The organism is Salipiger sp. D13, from assembly GCF_003703915.1.
GTDB classification, from domain to species: domain Bacteria; phylum Pseudomonadota; class Alphaproteobacteria; order Rhodobacterales; family Rhodobacteraceae; genus Salipiger; species Salipiger profundus.
Genome location: NZ_ML112596.1, coordinates 78,898 through 95,516 on the forward strand (window position 1 = coordinate 78,898; position 16,619 = coordinate 95,516).

General features: G+C 67.8%; 16 protein-coding genes. 10 read left to right on the forward strand and 6 right to left on the reverse strand.

Features of this window, described 5'->3' with window-relative positions:
• The first annotated feature begins 11 nt into the window (after window positions 1-11).
• From D6860_RS11975 to D6860_RS11985, 3 genes are read left to right on the forward strand one after another with little or no spacing between them, the layout of a single operon-like run.
• Window positions 12-1,046, forward strand: coding sequence for a cysteine synthase A (locus D6860_RS11975; RefSeq protein WP_076624740.1), 1,035 nt, complete (start codon window positions 12-14; stop codon window positions 1,044-1,046).
• Window positions 1,043-3,508 carry a DUF3772 domain-containing protein gene (locus D6860_RS11980; protein WP_076624739.1) on the forward strand — a complete coding sequence of 822 codons (2,466 nt, stop codon included), beginning with the start codon at window positions 1,043-1,045 and terminating at the stop codon, window positions 3,506-3,508. Before D6860_RS11975 ends, D6860_RS11980 begins: the two co-directional genes overlap by 4 nt.
• On the forward strand, window positions 3,505-4,221 hold the full coding sequence (locus tag D6860_RS11985; RefSeq protein ID WP_076624738.1) for an alanyl-tRNA editing protein: 717 nt from the start codon (window positions 3,505-3,507) through the stop codon (window positions 4,219-4,221). The genes D6860_RS11980 and D6860_RS11985 overlap by 4 nt, the downstream gene beginning before the upstream one ends.
• A gap of 7 nt (window positions 4,222-4,228) precedes the next feature.
• Here D6860_RS11985 and D6860_RS11990 read toward each other — a convergent pair whose 3' ends face one another.
• Complete coding sequence (locus D6860_RS11990) at window positions 4,229-5,116, reverse strand: DMT family transporter (RefSeq protein ID WP_076624737.1); 888 nt, start codon at window positions 5,114-5,116, stop codon at window positions 4,229-4,231.
• A gap of 88 nt (window positions 5,117-5,204) precedes the next feature.
• Window positions 5,205-5,945: a DUF533 domain-containing protein gene (locus tag D6860_RS11995; protein WP_229743295.1), complete on the reverse strand. Its 741-nt coding sequence runs from the start codon at window positions 5,943-5,945 to the stop codon at window positions 5,205-5,207.
• Between the two features lie 133 nt (window positions 5,946-6,078).
• Here D6860_RS11995 and D6860_RS12000 point away from each other — a divergent pair, with 133 nt between their 5' ends.
• Window positions 6,079-6,960 carry a DMT family transporter gene (locus D6860_RS12000; protein ID WP_076624735.1) on the forward strand — a complete coding sequence of 294 codons (882 nt, stop codon included), beginning with the start codon at window positions 6,079-6,081 and terminating at the stop codon, window positions 6,958-6,960.
• A 12-nt stretch (window positions 6,961-6,972) separates the two neighbouring features.
• Here D6860_RS12000 and D6860_RS12005 read toward each other — a convergent pair whose 3' ends face one another.
• From D6860_RS12005 to D6860_RS12015, 3 genes are read right to left on the reverse strand one after another with little or no spacing between them, the layout of a single operon-like run.
• A complete protein-coding gene (locus D6860_RS12005; protein WP_076624734.1) occupies window positions 6,973-8,391 on the reverse strand; it encodes a protein adenylyltransferase SelO in 1,419 nt (472 codons plus the stop codon).
• Between the two features lie 54 nt (window positions 8,392-8,445).
• Window positions 8,446-8,892, reverse strand: coding sequence for a GNAT family N-acetyltransferase (locus D6860_RS12010; protein ID WP_076624733.1), 447 nt, complete (start codon window positions 8,890-8,892; stop codon window positions 8,446-8,448).
• On the reverse strand, window positions 8,889-9,827 hold the full coding sequence (locus D6860_RS12015) for a nucleoside hydrolase (protein ID WP_076624732.1): 939 nt from the start codon (window positions 9,825-9,827) through the stop codon (window positions 8,889-8,891). The genes D6860_RS12010 and D6860_RS12015 overlap by 4 nt, the downstream gene beginning before the upstream one ends.
• A gap of 221 nt (window positions 9,828-10,048) precedes the next feature.
• On the opposite strand from D6860_RS12015, the gene zwf reads away from it, so the two are divergent.
• The 4 genes from zwf (at window position 10,049) to D6860_RS12035 (ending at window position 14,723) form a co-directional block, all read left to right on the forward strand.
• On the forward strand, window positions 10,049-11,509 hold the full coding sequence (gene zwf, locus D6860_RS12020) for a glucose-6-phosphate dehydrogenase (protein ID WP_017467747.1): 1,461 nt from the start codon (window positions 10,049-10,051) through the stop codon (window positions 11,507-11,509).
• Window positions 11,506-12,183 carry a 6-phosphogluconolactonase gene (pgl, locus tag D6860_RS12025; protein ID WP_076624731.1) on the forward strand — a complete coding sequence of 226 codons (678 nt, stop codon included), beginning with the start codon at window positions 11,506-11,508 and terminating at the stop codon, window positions 12,181-12,183. The genes zwf and pgl overlap by 4 nt, the downstream gene beginning before the upstream one ends.
• A 19-nt stretch (window positions 12,184-12,202) precedes the next feature.
• The gene (pgi, locus tag D6860_RS12030; protein ID WP_076624730.1) at window positions 12,203-13,783 is read left to right on the forward strand and encodes a glucose-6-phosphate isomerase; all 1,581 of its coding nucleotides are present in this window, start codon (window positions 12,203-12,205) and stop codon (window positions 13,781-13,783) included.
• Window positions 13,784-13,904: 121 nt separating this feature from the next.
• Entirely contained in the window at window positions 13,905-14,723 is an 819-nt protein-coding gene (locus tag D6860_RS12035) for a PRC-barrel domain-containing protein (protein WP_017468217.1), read from the forward strand.
• An 81-nt stretch (window positions 14,724-14,804) separates the two neighbouring features.
• Here the strand turns inward: D6860_RS12035 and D6860_RS12040 are convergent, their stop codons facing one another.
• Window positions 14,805-15,233 (reverse strand): cupin domain-containing protein, encoded by a 429-nt coding sequence (locus D6860_RS12040; RefSeq protein ID WP_076624729.1) that lies wholly within the window; start codon window positions 15,231-15,233, stop codon window positions 14,805-14,807.
• Window positions 15,234-15,334: 101 nt separating this feature from the next.
• Here D6860_RS12040 and D6860_RS12045 point away from each other — a divergent pair, with 101 nt between their 5' ends.
• A complete protein-coding gene (locus D6860_RS12045) occupies window positions 15,335-15,955 on the forward strand; it encodes a holin-associated N-acetylmuramidase (RefSeq protein ID WP_076624728.1) in 621 nt (206 codons plus the stop codon).
• Entirely contained in the window at window positions 15,946-16,518 is a 573-nt protein-coding gene (locus tag D6860_RS12050; protein WP_017469839.1) for a holin family protein, read from the forward strand. The genes D6860_RS12045 and D6860_RS12050 overlap by 10 nt, the downstream gene beginning before the upstream one ends.
• Window positions 16,519-16,619 lie beyond the last annotated feature (101 nt).

Consider the following 16,619-nt stretch of genomic DNA (forward strand, 5'->3'; position numbering starts at 1 on the left):
GGAGAGCGCCCATGCGCGTGGCACAGGATCTGGCGCAACTGATCGGACATACGCCGCTCATCAAGCTGCGCAAGGCGAGCGAAATGACCGGCTGCACGATTCTCGGCAAGGCCGAGTTCCTGAATCCGGGCCAGTCGGTGAAGGACCGCGCGGCGTATTACATCATCCGCGACGCGGTCGAGCGCGGCCTGCTCGAGCCGGGCGGCACCATCGTCGAGGGCACTGCCGGCAACACCGGCATCGGGCTTGCGCTCGTTGGGGCGTCGATGGGTTACAAGACCGTCATCGTAATTCCCGAGACCCAGAGCCAGGAAAAGAAGGACATGATCCGTCTTGCCGGCGCGGAGCTCGTGCAGGTGCCGGCGGCGCCTTACAAGAACCCCAACAACTACGTGCATTACTCCGGTCGTCTGGCCGAGCAGATGGCCAAGACGTCGGAGCATGGTGCGATCTGGGCCCAGCAGTTCGACAACGTTGCCAACCGCCGCGCCCACGTCGAAACGACCGGCCCCGAGATCTGGGACCAGACCGGTGGCAAGGTCGACGGCTTCATCTGCGCGGTGGGCTCGGGCGGCACTCTGGCCGGCGTCGCCGAGGCACTGCAGCCCAAGGGCGTGAAGGTGGGTCTTGCCGATCCGATGGGCGCGGCGCTCTACAGCTACTACACCAGCGGTGAGTTCAAGGCCGAGGGCACCTCGATCACCGAGGGCATCGGGCAGGGGCGCATCACCGCCAACCTCGAGGGCTTCACGCCCGACTACTGCTATCAGGTGCCGGATGACGAGGCGCTGCCGATCGTCTTCGACCTGCTTCAGGAAGAAGGCCTCTGCCTTGGCGGCTCGTCGGGCATCAACTTGGCCGGCGCGATCCGCATGGCCAGGGAAATGGGCCCCGGCCACACCATCGTCACCGTGCTCTGCGACTACGGCAACCGCTACCAGTCGAAGCTGTTCAACCCCGAGTTCCTCAAGGACAAGGGGCTGCCGGTTCCGTCGTGGCTCGATCGCGCGCCAAGCTCCATCCCGGGTGTGTTCGAGGACGCATGACACCGATCTTCCGCTGGCTGACAGCCGCTTGCGTCGCCCTGTTTCTTGCACTGAGCGCGGGCGCGCTGTCCGCGCAGGGGGATGATCTCGACTACGAGTCTTGGTCGCAGGTCGTCACCCGGGCGGAACAGTCTATCGACAACAGCGAGGCCTCGACCGAGGCCTTCGAGGAATTGCGCAGCACCATCGCCGGCTGGCGCGATGATTTCCTGCGTGCTGAGAGCACCAACGCCACGCGGATCCAGACGCTGCAGTCGCAGCTCTCGGCGCTTGGGGACCCACCGCCCGAGGGCGAGAGCGAGCCCGATGAGATCGCCGACCGGCGGGCCGAGCTCAACGACGAGTTGCAACGCCTGCAGGCCCCCGTTCGGCGCGCCGAGGAAGCCTACACTCAGGCCGACGGGCTGATCCGCGAGATCGACGAGATCATCCGCAGCCGGCAGGCCGATGCGTTGCTGGAGCTCGGCCCCTCGCCGCTGAACCCGGCGCTCTGGAGAGAGGCGATCGGGTCGGTGATGGGAGCCGGTCATTCGCTCTGGTCGGAACTGAAGCAGAACCTCGGGTCCGGCATCAAGCAGATCGAGCTGCGCAGCAACCTTCCGATCATCCTGCTGCTGCTGGCGCTGGCGGCGCTTCTTGTCATTCGCGGCCCGGTCTGGGTCAACCGATTGATCGACTGGCTGCGGAAACGCACGCGACGCGGCAGCGGAGTCTGGGGCTTCCTTGCCTCGCTGGCCGGGATCGTGCTGCCGTTCCTCGGGCTCGTCGCGCTCAGCGCCGCGCTGCAGGCCACCGGCGTCATGGGCGTCAGCGGTCAGCGGCTGCTGACGATGCTCGCCGGGTGGGGCGGCGCGCTGCTCTACATTCGCTGGCTGGCGGATCAGACCTTCAACCGCAACGAGGACGTGGCGACGCTGCCGCTTCCCCATGCCCGCCGGCTCGAGGCGCGCTACTACGCGAACTTCCTCGCGGTGCTGCTGGTGCTTCGGTCGGTCGGACAGACGGTCGGAGACATCTTCCTGTTCTCCGAGGAGACGCAGGTGGTGCTGGATTTCCCGGTGCTGCTGCTCTGCGCGCTGATGCTGTCGCGGCTGGGCCACATCCTGACCCAGCTCACCCCCGATACGGCGACCGAAGGCACCCTGCTCGAAGGGTCGAGCTTCCGGCTCCGCCTTGCGCGGCTCATCGGGCGGGTGGCGATCGTGCTGGCGATTGCCGGCCCGATCATGTCCGCCATCGGCTACGATGCCGTGGGGCAGGCGATGGTCTACCCGGCGGTGAAGACGCTGGCCGTGCTGGCGCTGGTGCTGGTGCTGCAGCGCTTCGTGAACGATCTCTACGAGCTCATCACCGGCCGCAGCGCGCAGGCGGCCGACAGCCTTGCGCCGGTGCTGGCCGGGCTGGTGCTGCTGCTGCTCGCGTTGCCCGCTCTGGCGCTGATCTGGGGCGCGCGGGTCGCGGACCTCACCGAGCTCTGGGCCCGCTTCCGCGAAGGCTTCACCTTCGGAGACACGCGCATCTCGCCGATGGACTTCCTGACGTTCATCCTCGTTTTCGCCATCGGCTACGCCTTCACCCGGCTGCTGCAGGGCGGGCTGCGCAGCTCCATCCTGCCGAAGACCAAGATCGACCCGGGCGGGCAGAACGCCATCGTCTCGGGGCTGGGCTATCTCGGGGTCGTGCTCGCGGCGCTGATCGCGATCACCGCTGCGGGGCTCGATCTTTCGTCGCTCGCCATCGTCGCCGGCGCGCTTTCGGTTGGTATCGGTTTCGGCCTTCAGAACATCGTGTCGAACTTCGTGTCGGGCATCATCCTGCTGATCGAGCGCCCGATCTCCGAGGGCGACTGGATCGAGGTCAACGGCAACCACGGCATCGTCAAGGACATCTCGGTTCGCTCGACGCGGATCGAGACCTTCGACCGCACCGACCTGATCGTGCCGAACACCGATTTCGTCGCCGGCACCGTGACCAACTACACGCGCGGCAACGTCATCGGGCGTGTCGTCGTCAACGTGGGCGTGGCCTACGGGTCCGACACCAGGAAGGTTGAAAGCATCCTGCGGCGCATCGTCCAGCAGCACGAGATGGTGCTGCTGAACCCCGAACCGATGATCACCTTCGAAGGCTTCGGCGCCAGTTCGCTCGATTTCGTGATCCGCGCGATCATCCGCGATGTCGGCCACAAGCTCGACGTGATCTCGGATTTCCACCACGAGATCGCGCGCCGCTTCGCCGAGGAAGGGATCGAGATTCCCTTTGCGCAGCGCGACGTCTGGCTGCGCAACCCCGAGGCGCTCGTCGGCAACCGCGAGGACGCCACGGACAAGCCCGCCGACGGGAAACCGGCCCCGGGTGCGTCCTCGGAGCAGAGCGCCACGACCGAGCAGATGCCGGCGGGACGCGCGGGCGATGACGGTGACGGCCACGGACATGGCGACGGTGATGGGGGCGGACGATGACCGAGCGTCTCTACCGCGAGGATTCCTACCTGAGGGATGCCATGGGCCGGGTGCTCGAGCACACGCCCGAGGGCGGCATCGTGCTCGACCGGACGGTGTTTTACGCCAAAGGCGGCGGCCAGCCCGGAGACAGCGGCCGGATCGACTGGCAGGGGCAGTCGCTCATCATCGCGACCGCCGTGCCCGTCGGAGATGACGCCGTGGCGCTCGTGCCCGCGGAACCCGCGCCGCTTCCGCCGGTCGGCGTTCAGGTCTCGCAGCACATCGACTGGGAGCGCCGGCACCGGATCATGCGGGTTCACACCGCGCTGCACCTGCTGTCGGTGGTGATCCCGCTGCCGGTGACCGGCGGGTCGATCTCGGCGGGCTCGGGTCGTCTCGATTTCGCGATGCCTGAGCCGCCCGAGGACCGCGAGGCCATCGAGCAGACGCTGAACGATCTCGTTGACCGCGATCTGGTGGTCCGCGCCGACTGGGTCGATGAAGAGGTTCTCGACGCGACCCCCGAACTGGTCAGGACGATGAGCGTCAGGCCGCCGCGCGGCAGCGGTCGGGTGCGGCTGGTGCGGATCGGCGAAGGGGCAGGGCAGGTCGATCTTCAGCCCTGCGGCGGCACCCACGTGGCGCGCACCGGCGAGATCGGCACCATTCGGCTCGGCAAGATCGAGAACAAGGGCCGTCAGAACCGCCGGGTCAACATCAGCCTCGGCTGAGGACTGGTCAGGCCGGGCGGCGGCGCGGCGCCCGGCGCAGCAGGCGCGGCGTCAGGATATAGAGCGCAAGGCTCACGATCACGATCGCGCCGCCCGCCAGCATCCGCGGCGTCGGTGCCTCGCCGAGCCCAAGCCAGACCCACAGCGGCCCGAGCACCGTCTCGAGCAGCATCAGCAGGCTGACGTTGGCCGCCTGCGTGTAGCGCGAGGCCGAGGACAGCGAGAAGAACGAGGCTGGCAGGATCGCGACACCGGTGACGAGGATCGCCAGAACGTTGCCCTCGGTCATCTGCGCCGGCCCGGTGACCGCGAGCCCGGTGAGCCCGGCCAGGAAGGCACCCGTTCCCAGCGCCGGCAACAGCGGCAGCTCGGGACTGCGGCGGAGCGTGACGAAGGTGCTCGCAAGCGTGACCGCCACGCCCAGCCCGCAGAGCGCGCCGGTGACGGCGGCAGCGTTGACGGCGACGTCGCCCTTGCCGGAGACCGCGATGCCGATACCGCAGAGCACGGCAACGATGGTGGCCCATGTCGCGCGGCTCGTGGGCTCGCCGAGGAAGATGCGCGACAGCAGCGCGGCCCAGACGGGCACCGTGGCCACGCTCAGCAGCACCACCGAGACGGGCGCAGCGGCGATGCCCACGGGAAAGAGCGTCGCGTTGAGGAACTGCGCCGCGACCAGCACCAGCCCGGCCGGGCGGATCACGCCACGCAGCGCGCCGGGCGCGGGGCGGGACAGGAGCCAGCAAAGCCAGAACACCGCGCCGACACAAAGCCCGCGCCACGCGAGCATGTGCATCCCGTCCATTCCCGAGAGCCGCATGAGCAGCGCATCGGGGGTCAGCACCAGCGCGCCGAAGGTGGCGAGCGCGATGCCGTAGGACGAGGAGCGTTGCATGGCGGATCCTTTCCGGGCGCGAAACAAAGACAGGCCCCGCCCGGGCCGTGCCGGGCCCGGACGGGGCTGGTCTGCGAAAAAAGCGGGCTCATGTGTAGAGCGGCTGCACACCCATCTGCATGTGAAGCTGGTTCACTGCAAGCTCGGAAAGCCCCATCGCCTTGGCCAGCCGGTCGAGATACTCGGCTTCCTCGTCGGTGTCGGCGACGATGGTCATCAGCGAGGCGGCATAGACCTGCGGGCGCTGCGTCTCGGGCGTGTCGGCGGCAAGCCCCTCGGGGTCGACGGGCGCGGCAAGCTGTTCCTTGACGAAGGCGATGTCCTCGGCCGTGGCGTCCTCGCCGACGGTATCGAGGATGCGGGCCTTCTCGCTGGCGTCGATCTCGCCGTCGGACTTGGCGGCCTGGATCATCGCGCGCAGCATCAGCGCGGCGGTTTCCTCGGCCTCGGTGCCGCCGGGCGTGGTGCCGGCCGCGTTGAACTGGTCGATCATGCTGCCGATGTTCTTGCCGCCCATGGCCGCCGCGCTGCCCGCGGCCGACAGCAGCCCCGCGAGACCGGCGCCCGAGCCCATGGCGCCCGTGGTGCCGCTGCCGCCCATCATCGCGCCGAGCCCGCCCTGCTGCAGCTTGGCCACCATGTCCTGAAAGGGGTTGGCAGCGCCGCCGCCGAACATCTGGCCGATCTGCGCCTGCTGTGCGGTGCCCGGCTCCGAGCCCTTGAGCTGTGCCTTGCCGCCGGCGAGACCGCCCAGCCCCGTGCCGCCCGACATCCGGTCGACGCCGCGCGCGGCGGCGTATCCGATGGCGACCTTCGCCAGTGTTCCCATGAGACCCATCCTGCGCATCCTCCTTTGCCGTGCGGTTGCGGGCAGCTTGGCAAATGCGGCGCGGCGGGTGAAGGGAAATCTCCCACGGAAGACACGGGGTTGACCTCGGGCGCGGCGCGGTGGACTGAAGCGCATGAGCGAACGCAGGTCCATGGACATGGCCGGCGCCTCGGGGCTTGTGATGTTCTCGGCGCTGCTGGCTTTCAATCAGGTCGTCATCAAGATTACCAACGCCGGGTTCTCGCCGGTGTTCGCGGCCGGGCTGCGCTCGGTCCTGGGGGCGGTGGTGCTGCTGGCGTGGGTGGCCCTGCGCAAGCGCGGTGCACTGCGTGGCATGTGGCAGAGCATCGGGGGTGGCCTGCTTCTGGGGCTGCTGTTCAGCGCCGAGTTCGTGATGCTGTTCCAGGCGCTCGACCTGACCACGGTGTCGCGCGCCTCGATCGTGTTCTACTCGATGCCGGTCTGGCTGGCGCTCGCCGCGCATCTGCTGTTGCCCGGTGAACGCCTCAGTGCCGTGCGACTGGCGGGACTGCTGCTGGCGATGGCCGGGGTGGCATGGGCGCTGTGGGATCCGCGGAGCCGCAGCGCCGGCGACTGGCACGGCGACCTCATGGCCCTTGCCGCGGCGATCCTCTGGGCCGGCATCGCGCTGACCGTCCGCGTCACACGGGCCTCGGAGATGTCTGCCGAAGCGCAGCTTCTGTGGCAGCAGCTGCCCTCGGCGGTGCTGCTCCTGCTGATCGCGCCGCTCTTCGGGCCGCTGCTGCGCGCGCCGGGTGCACTGCACATCGCGGGCCTCGGATTCCAGGGCGTGATCGTCGTGGGCTTCGGCTTCCTGGCCTGGCTGTCGCTGATGAAGCGCTACCGGGCCTCGGACGTCGCGGCCTTCAGCTTCCTGTCGCCGGTGCTGGCGGTCGGGCTCGGCTGGCTGCTGCTCGACGAGCCGGTGGGGCCGCAGTTCCTTGGTGCGCTGGTGCTGGTGGCGCTAGGCATCGTACTGATCAACCGGCGCTAGGCGCCGGTCGGATCAGGTGCCGCAGAAGGTCGCGGGCACGACCTCGGCCTCGGTGGGCGGACGGCGCAGCTCCTCGGCCTCGGGCTGGTCGTCGTAGGGCCGCGCGAGCACCGCGTTCAGGTGATGAAAGAGACGCTCGTCGCCCTCGACCGCCGCCGCGATCATCTGCTCGATGCGGTGGTTGCGCGGAATGAAGGCCGGGTTCGAGCGGCGCATCAGACCCTCGGGATCGTCCTCGGAGGCGATGCGCGCGCGCCAGCGGGTCTCCCACGCGTCGAAGGCGTCGCGGTCGGTGAACTGGTCGCGCGCATCGTCGGACAGCAGCCCGCGGAAGGCATTGGTGAAATCCGCCTGACCCTTGTGCATCAGCGCGAGGAACTCGCTGATCAGCGGCCCGTCGCCCTCGGCCGGCGTGGCGATGCCGAGCTTGGCGGCGAAACGTGACATCCATTCGCGTTGAAGCGTATCGGCCATGCCGTGCACGATCTCGGTGAAGCGGGCGACCGCGTCGTCGGCGTCGGGCATCAGCGGCACCAGCGCGGTGGCGAGCTGCGCCATGTTCCAGACCGCGATCTCGGCCTGCGCGGCATAGGCGTAGCGGCCATAGCGGTCGATCGAAGAGAATACCTGCTGCGGGTCGTAGCGATCCATGAAGGCGCAGGGGCCATAATCGATGGTCTCGCCCGAAAGCGTGCAGTTGTCGGTGTTCATCACCCCGTGGATGAAGCCGAGGCTCATCCAATGCGCGACGAGCGCCGCCTGCCGGTCGCAGACCGCCTGCAACAGCGCGTCGGGGCTTTCAACGTCGGGATAATGCCGTTCGCAGGTGTATTCGAACAGCGTCTGGAGCGCGTCGTATTGCCCGCGCGACGAGAACACCTGGAAGGTGCCGACGCGGATGTGGCTTTGCGCGACGCGGGTGAGGATGGCGCCGGGCAGGGGGCGTTCGCGCAGGATGTCCTCGCCGGTGCGCACGGCGGCGAGCGCGCGGGTGGTGGGCACGCCGAGCGCATGCATCGCCTCGCTCACCACGTATTCGCGCAGCACCGGGCCGAGCCATGCGCGGCCGTCGCCACGGCGCGAGTAGGGCGTCGGCCCCGAGCCCTTGAGCTGGATGTCGCGGCGGTGGCCACTGCGGTCGACCACCTCGCCCAGAAGATGCGCGCGCCCGTCGCCGAGCTGCGGCGAGAAGCCCCCGAACTGGTGCCCTGCATACAGTTGTGCCAGCGGCTCGGCCCCGTCTGGCATCACGTTGCCGGCAAAGACCGGCGCGAGCCTCGGGTCGTCGGTGCCGGAGATGCCCAGCTCTTCCGCCAGCGGCTCGTTGAACGCAACGAGCTTCGGCGCCGGCACCGGCTCGGGCTTGAGGCGGGTGTAGAAATCGGCGGGCAGCCGTGCGTAGCTGTTGTCGAAGGGAATATGCAGGGTCATGCCGGAAAGATAGTCAGTGCGGGCGGGATCGAAAAGGGCCGCGTGGCGCGCTGTTCAGAACACCCGCGTGAGAAGCCGGTTGCGCGCGTGCTCCTGGAACCGGGCGCGGCGGAAGAACCGGTCGAGGCGCTCGTCGCCGGGCTCGATGGCAAGGCGAAGCGCGGTCACGCCGGCCTGCCGCAACCCCTGGGTGAGCTGGTGCAGCGCCTCGCCGCCCATGCCGCGACGACGCACGGCGGGGCGGATGTAGAGCTCGTCGATGGTGGCATCGAGACCGCCGTGGCGCAGGCTCCAGCCGAAGCTGACGCTGACGTAGCCAACCGGCGCCTTGCGCGGACCAATCAGCCACACCGCGCCCACCGGCTGGCCTTCGAGCAGCGGCGTGAGCGCCGCCTCGACGGTGGCGTAGTCGACCTCGAGGCGCTGCTCGGAGTGGAAGGCCGACACCAGCGTGACGAGACGGCCCAGGTCCTCGGGGCCGGCGAGATGAAGCGATTTCATAGCCGGGCGAGCCTTTCGGTCAGCAGGGCGAAGAAGCCGTCGGAGTCGAGATCGCCGATGAAGGTGGCATTGCGTGGTCGGTCGGTGACCCCCCACCAGTCGGCCACGGTCATGCCGCGGGTCAACTCCGAGACGGTCTCGATCTCGACGTTGATGTGACGCCCGGTGAACAGGTCGGGGTCGAGCAGGAAGGCGGTGACGCAGGGATCGTGCAGCGGCGCGCCCTCCGAGCCGTATTTCTCACGGTCGAAGCGCTCGAAGAAGTCGGTCATCTGCGCGACCGCCTGTCCGACCGGGGTGCCGAGCGCGCGGAAGGCATCGTTGCGGGGTTTGGTCACCAGCGCCTTGTGCGTCATGTCGAGCGGCATCACCGTGAGCGGAACGCCCGAGCGGAACACGACCTCGGCCGCCTCGGGATCGACGTAGATGTTGAACTCGGCCGCCGGGGTGATGTTGCCGACCTCGAAGTAGGCGCCGCCCATCAGCACGATGTGACCGACACGGCCGATGATGTCGGGCGCACGTTCGAAGGCGGTGGCAATGTTGGTGAGCGGGCCCAGCGGGCAGAGCGTGACCGAGCCCTCGGGTTCGCGGCGCAGCGTCTCGATCAGGAAGTCGACGGCGTGCTGCTCCTGCAGCGGCATGGTCGGCTCGGGCAGCACCGGACCGTCGAGCCCGGTCTTGCCGTGGACATGCTCGGCGGTCACAAGCGGACGGCGCAGCGGGCGGTCGCAGCCGGCGAACACGGGCATGTCGGGCCGGCCGGCCAGTTCGCAGACGATGCGGGCGTTGCGCGCGGTGAGCTCGAGCGGCACGTTGCCGGCGACGGCGGTGATGCCCAGCACCTCGAGTTCGTCGGGAGAGGCGAGGGCCAGCAGGATGGCGACCGCGTCGTCCTGTCCGGGATCGGTGTCGATGATGATGCGCTGCGCCATGAAATCCTCTGCCTAGTGTCGCGACACAGGTGGCATGTGGCCCCCCCGCGTTCAAGCGGCATTGCCGGCGACGCGCAAATGCACGCCGGTGCAGCCTTTTCTGCCGTCAGGCGTTGCCGCCGGATGCCTCGGTGTTAGACTCCGCCGCAACATTGGTCTAGGTAAGCGCTGCGGTTAGCGCTAACGAAGCTGAAATGAACAGAATCGGAGTTACGCCAGAGATGGTATCCCGCGTCATTCCCGTCGATCCGTTTGATCTTGTCATTTTCGGGGGGACCGGCGACCTGGCCCGCCGCAAGATCCTCCCCGCGCTGTTCCGGCGCTTTTGCGCGGGCCAGATGCCCGACGACAGCCGCATCATCGGTGCGGCCCGCTCCGAGATGTCCGAGAGCGAGTATCGCGATCTCGTCCGTGATGCGCTGGCCGAGTTCGGCAAGAAGCACGCCGAGGACAAGCACGCCGTCGAGGCGTTCCTGAAGCATCTCCACTATGTCGCCGTCGACGCCATGGGTGATGGCGGCTGGAAGGAGATGAAGGCGCTGCTGCGCGACGAGGAGGGGCTTGTGCGGGCCTTCTACTTCTCGGTGGGGCCGAGCCTCTTCGGGCCGCTCGCCGAGCAGCTGCGCGAGAACGGGCTGGCCGATCGCGAGACCCGGATCGTCGTCGAGAAGCCCTTCGGCCACGATCTGGAAAGCGCGCGCTCGCTGAACGAGGAACTGGCACAGCACTTCTACGAGGACCAGATCTACCGGATCGACCACTACCTCGGGAAGGAGACGGTGCAGAACCTCATGGCGGTCCGCTTCGGCAACATGCTGTTCGAGCCGCTCTGGAACGCGCAATACGTCGACCACATCCAGATCACCGTGGCCGAGACCGTGGGCGTCGGCGGGCGGGGCTCCTACTACGACCATTCCGGTGCGATGCGGGACATGGTGCAGAACCACCTGATGCAGCTTCTCTGCCTGATCGCGATGGAGCCGCCGGCACAGTTCGAGGCCGACGCGGTGCGCGACGAGAAGCTCAAGGTGATCCGCGCGCTCGACCCGGTCGACCCCGACCAGATCGTGCGTGGCCAGTATACCTCGGACGGCTCGATGCCCTCCTACCGCGAGGATGCCGAGAACCCGACCTCGAAGACCGAGAGCTTCATCGCGCTCAAGTGCTACATCTCGAACTGGCGTTGGGCGAACACGCCGTTCTACCTGCGCACCGGCAAGCGCCTCTCGGCGCGCGCCTCGGAGATCGCGGTGGTGTTCAAGGAGACGCCGCACTCGATCTTCGGCATCGACTCGGGGCGTCACCGCAACGTGCTGTCGATCCGGCTGCAGCCCGACGAGGGCATGACGCTGGGCGTGACCATCAAGGAGCCAGGGCCGGGTGGCATGCGGCTGGTCGACGTGCCGCTCGACATGTCCTTCGCCGATGCGCTGGGACCGGACGCGGAAGAGGTGACAGACGCCTACGAACGTCTCATCATGGACGTGATCCGCGGCAACCAGACGCTCTTCATGCGGGGCGACGAGGTCGAGGCCGCATGGGCCTGGACCGACCCGCTGATCGAGGGCTGGGAACGCCGCGGCGACAGCCCGAAACCTTACGACGCCGGCAGCGGCGGTCCGGATGATGCGGCCTTCCTCATCAACCGCGACGGTCGCCGCTGGAGAGGGATCAAGATATGAACTACGACTTCCGCGATTATCCGGACCGCGAGATGCTGGCGATGGATCTCGCAAACCAGATCGCCGGCGAACTGCGCGCGGCGCTTGCCCACCAGGAGCGCGCCGCCATCGCGGTGCCCGGCGGCACCTCGCCGGGGCCCGTGTTCGACGCGCTCTGCGCCGCCGATCTCGACTGGTCGCGCGTCGATGTCATGCTGACCGACGAGCGCTGGGTTCCCGAAACGTCCGAGCGGTCGAACACGCGGCTCCTGCGCGAACGGCTGCTGACCGACCGCGCCGCCGCCGCGCGTTTCCTGCCGCTCTACGCCGAGGCCGAGGCCCCGGAGGGCAAGCTCGAGGAGCTTGCCGCCGACATCGAGCCGGCGCTGCCGCTCGCGGTAGTTTTGCTGGGCATGGGGGCGGACATGCATACCGCCTCGATCTTCCCCGGTGCCGACAAGCTCGAGGAGGCGCTGGCGCCGAACGCGCCGATCCTCCTGCCGATGCGCGCTCCGGGGGCACAGGAGCCAAGAATTACGCTGAGTGCACACGTTCTGGACGGTGCGCTCAAGAAACACGTCCTCGTCTATGGCTCCGAGAAGCGGGACGTGCTTCACAAAGCCCAAGGCCTGCCGACCTCCGAGGCGCCGGTCAACGCCATTCTCGACGGTGCCGTCGTGCACTGGGCCGAATAGAGCAGAAGAGAGATTCATCATGTTTGAGACCCTCAAGAGCCTCGCCGCCGCGCGCGACGGGCGTCGCATCGATGCGCTTTTCGAGCAGGACGCCGAGCGTGCCGCGACCTTCTCGATCCAGCACGACGGGCTGCTGTTCGACTACTCGAAGACCCAGCTCGACAGCGAGGTTGTCGAAGCGCTCCTGGCGGTCGCCGAGGGCGCCGATGTCGCCGTGCGCCGCGACGCCATGTTCAACGGCCAGAAGATCAACGAAACCGAGGGCCGCGCCGTGCTGCACACCGCGCTGCGCAACCTCGACGGCGCGCCGGTGCTGGTCGAGGGCGAGGACGTCATGCCCGAGGTGCTGAAGACGCTCGCCCGCATGGAAGCGGTCGCGCACGAGATTCGCGGCTCGGAAATCACCGACGTGGTCAACATCGGCATCGGCGGCTCGGACCTCGGGCCCAAGATGGGGGCCATCGCGCTGTCGCCCTACCACGACGGCCCGCGCTGCCATTTCGTCTCGAACGTCGACGGCGCCGACATCGCCGACACGCTGAAGGGCTGCAACCCCGAGACGACGCTGTTCATCATTGCCTCGAAGACCTTCACCACCATCGAGACCATGACCAACGCGCGCACCGCGTGGGACTGGCTCGAGAAGCACGACGTCTCGACCGACGGCAAGTTCGTTGCGCTGTCGTCGAACAAGGAGAAGGCGGGTGAATGGGGCATCCCCGAGTCCCGTGTCTTCGGCTTCGAGGACTGGGTCGGTGGCCGCTATTCCATGTGGGGGCCGATCGGCCTGTCGCTGATGATTGCCGTGGGCCCCGAGGATTTCCGCGCCTTCCTGCGTGGCGGCCTTGCGATGGACACGCATTTCCGCGAGGCGCCGCTTGCCGAGAACATGCCGGTGATGCTGGCGCTCGTGGGTGTCTGGCACAATCAGGTGCTCGGCCACGCCACCCGCGCGGTGCTGCCCTACGACAACCGGCTGTCGCGGCTGCCGGCCTATCTCCAGCAGCTGGAGATGGAGAGCAACGGCAAGGGTGTCAGCATGGACGGCGCCGACCTCGCGTTCAACTCGGGCCCGGTGGTCTGGGGCGAGCCGGGGACCAACGGCCAGCACGCCTTCTACCAGCTGATCCACCAGGGCACCCGCGTCGTGCCCTGCGAGTTCATGGTCGCCGCGAAGGGGCACGAGCCCGAGCTTGCGCATCACCACGCCTTGCTCATCGCCAACTGCTTCGCGCAGTCCGAGGCGCTGATGCGTGGCCGAACGCTCGACGAGGCGCGCGAGAAAGTGGCTGGCAAGTTCGAGGGCGACGAGCTCGAGCGGCAGGCCAAGCACCGGGTGTTCCCGGGCAACCGGCCCTCGACCACGCTGGTCTACGAGACGCTCGATCCCGAAACGCTCGGCAAGATCGTGGCGCTCTACGAGCACCGCGTTTTCGTCGAAGGGGTGATCCTGAACATCAACTCCTACGACCAGTGGGGCGTCGAGCTTGGCAAGGAACTGGCGACAACGCTCGGCCCGATGGTCACCGGAGAGCAGGGCGCGGACGGCAAGGATGGCTCGACCCGCCAGCTTCTCGCATTCGTGCACAACAATATGTGATTGTGTTCCATAAAGCTTTTGTTATCGCGTGATCGACCCCCGGGCGGAACGGCCCGGGGGTTTTTCGTGTTGTGCGTGCAGACGTCGCAACGAGGCGACGATGACATACGGAGGAAACACCATGAACCGTCTGACCATGACCGCCGCCGCAATCGCGATCACCGCTGGCACCACCGCCTGGGCTGACAACCACGGCGACTCGATGGAGAACGCCGAGCAGAACATGGAGCAAGCCGGCGAGCAGATGGAGCAGGCTGCCGAGAACACCGGCGACGCCATCGAGCAGGGCGCCGAAAACGCAGCCCAGTCCGCCGAGAACACCGCCGAGCAGGCCGGTGAGGAGATGCAGCAGGCAGCCGACGAAGCCGGCCAGGAGATGGAGCAGGCTGGCGAAGAGATGCAGCAGGCCGCGGACGAAGCTGGCAACGAGATGGAGCAGACCGCGAACAACGCCGAAGACGTGATGTTCCCGAACAACTACGATGGACTGATCCGTGCCCGTGACATCATCGGCGGTACCGTCTACGCCATCGACGCCGACGGCGAAGCAGCCGGCATGGAAGATGGCGAAGAGCAGGCCAACGCGTCTGACGAGAACGCCGAGGAAACCGAGATGGCCGCGTCGGACGACAGCGACACCATGTCGGACGGCACCGAAATGGCCAGCTCCGGCGGCGAGATGCAGCAGTATGACTCCGTGTCCGACGAGTGGGACAACGTGGGCGAGATCGAGGACATCGTGATGAACGCCGACGGCTCCTTCGAGGGCATCGTGGCCGAAGTTGGTGGCTTCCTCGACATCGGTGACAAGCACATCCACATCTCGATGACCGACGTGCAACTCATCCCCGTGGACGACGTGTCCTACGCGATCGTGACCAACTACACCCGCGATCAGCTGATGGAGATGGAAGACGTCGACGAATCCTTCATGAACTGATTGGACCCTCGTCGCAGGATCTTTGGGCCGGAGCATATGCTCCGGCCCTTATCGTACGTGCCGCGCTCTGCGGGGCCGGCCTCAGGGGATGTCGAATTCAGGCGGCGCGAGCGTGAACCCCTCGAACCGGAACCCGGGCGAAACGGTGCAGCTCACCAGTGTCCAGTCGCCGGTGCTGCGCGCGGCCTGCCAGTGTCCGGGCGGGACCACGAGTTGCGGGCGCTCCCCGGCGGCCAGGTCGGGCCCCAGAGGCAGATCCTGCTTCGGCCCCTCGTCGGTCGCGGACAGCGACAGAACGAGCGGCGCGCCCGCGTGCCAAAGCCATATCTCGGCGGCATCGACCCGGTGCCAGTGGCTCTGTTCGCCCGCCTTCAGCAGGAAATAGATACAGGTGCCGGCCGGGCGTGTGCCCTCGGGGGCGTCTGCGGCCCAGGTCTGGCGGTAATGGCCACCCTCGGGGTGCGGCGACAGCTCCAGCATCTCGATGATCTGCTCGGCGGTGAGGGGCATGGCGGTCTCCGTGCGCTGCTCCGATCTTCGGTTAACCAATCCTCGCCAGCTTTGAGGCCGAGGGGAACCCCCCTCCGGAGCCAACAAGCGCGAGAGCAGAGATGACCGAAGCCAGTGATGTCCGGCGCATCGCCGAAGAGATCGTCGCCCGCGAGGGCGGCTACGTGAACGACCCCGACGACCCGGGCGGGGCCACCAACCACGGGGTTACCGTGCACACCCTGAGACGGCTGGGGCTGGACCTCGACGGTGACGGCGACAGCGATGCCGCCGACGTGCGGCACCTGACACGGGCGCAGGCGGTCGAGATCTTCGTGGACCATTACTTCCGCCGCCCGCGCATCGCCGCGCTGCCGGAGGTGCTGCACGCCAGTGTCTTCGACATGTATGTCAACGCTGGCACGAACGCGGTGAAGATCTTGCAGCGGCTTCTCGTGCAGATGGGAGAGAATATCGCGGTCGACGGCGTCATCGGGCCGCAGACCGTCGCTGCCGCGCAGCGGGCCGCGAGGCTGGCCCCGGAGCACCTGGCCGACGCCTACGGCATCGCGCGCCGCAACTACTACTTTGCACTCGCCGACCGGAGGCCCGCCAGCCGGAAGTATGCCCGGACCCGCAAGGGCGGGAAGGGGGGCTGGATCCGGCGTGCCGAGACCTTCATCTCGCCCCGGTTCCACATGACGGAGGCGCAGTTCCGCGCCCGGGTGGCGACATGGGGATGATGGAGAAGCTGATGGGCCTGCTGTTCGGTGGCGGTGGCAGCATGATCCGCGACACTGCCGAGGTCTTCCGGGTGAACGCCGAGGCCCAGGCCGCACGCGAGGCCGGGTTGCAGGGCAAGGCGCTCGAACAGTTCGCGGCGGAGTTTGCCCACGCGCGACGGTCGCGCTTCGACCGGGTAATGGACGCGCTCAACCGCGTGCCGCGCCCGGCCATGGCATTGGGAACGCTCGGGCTTTTCGTCTCCGCCATGGTCGACCCGGTGTGGTTCGCCGAGCGCATGACCGGCATCGCGCTGGTGCCCGAGCCGCTCTGGTGGCTGCTTGCCGCCATCGTCGGTTTCTACTTCGGTGCCCGGCATCAGGCGAAGGGGCAGGAGTTCCGCCGGGACATGGCCGCGAGCATGGCGGCGCTGCCCGAGGTCATCGGACATCTGCGCGGGCTGGACGATCTGCGCGCGCAGGGCGTGGCCGGCGGGGCGCTTGGAGGTCCGGATGCCGCATCTGTGGCGGACGGCGTCGATCCGAACCCGGCACTAGAGGAGTGGCGGCGTCTTCGCGGGTGATCAGCAACGAAGTCGAAACCGCGAGGGCGTGAGCGCGGGTCAGGTTCGACCGGGCCCACCCCGCGCAACCATGCGATTGCGACAATGTGAACCGAGCGGGC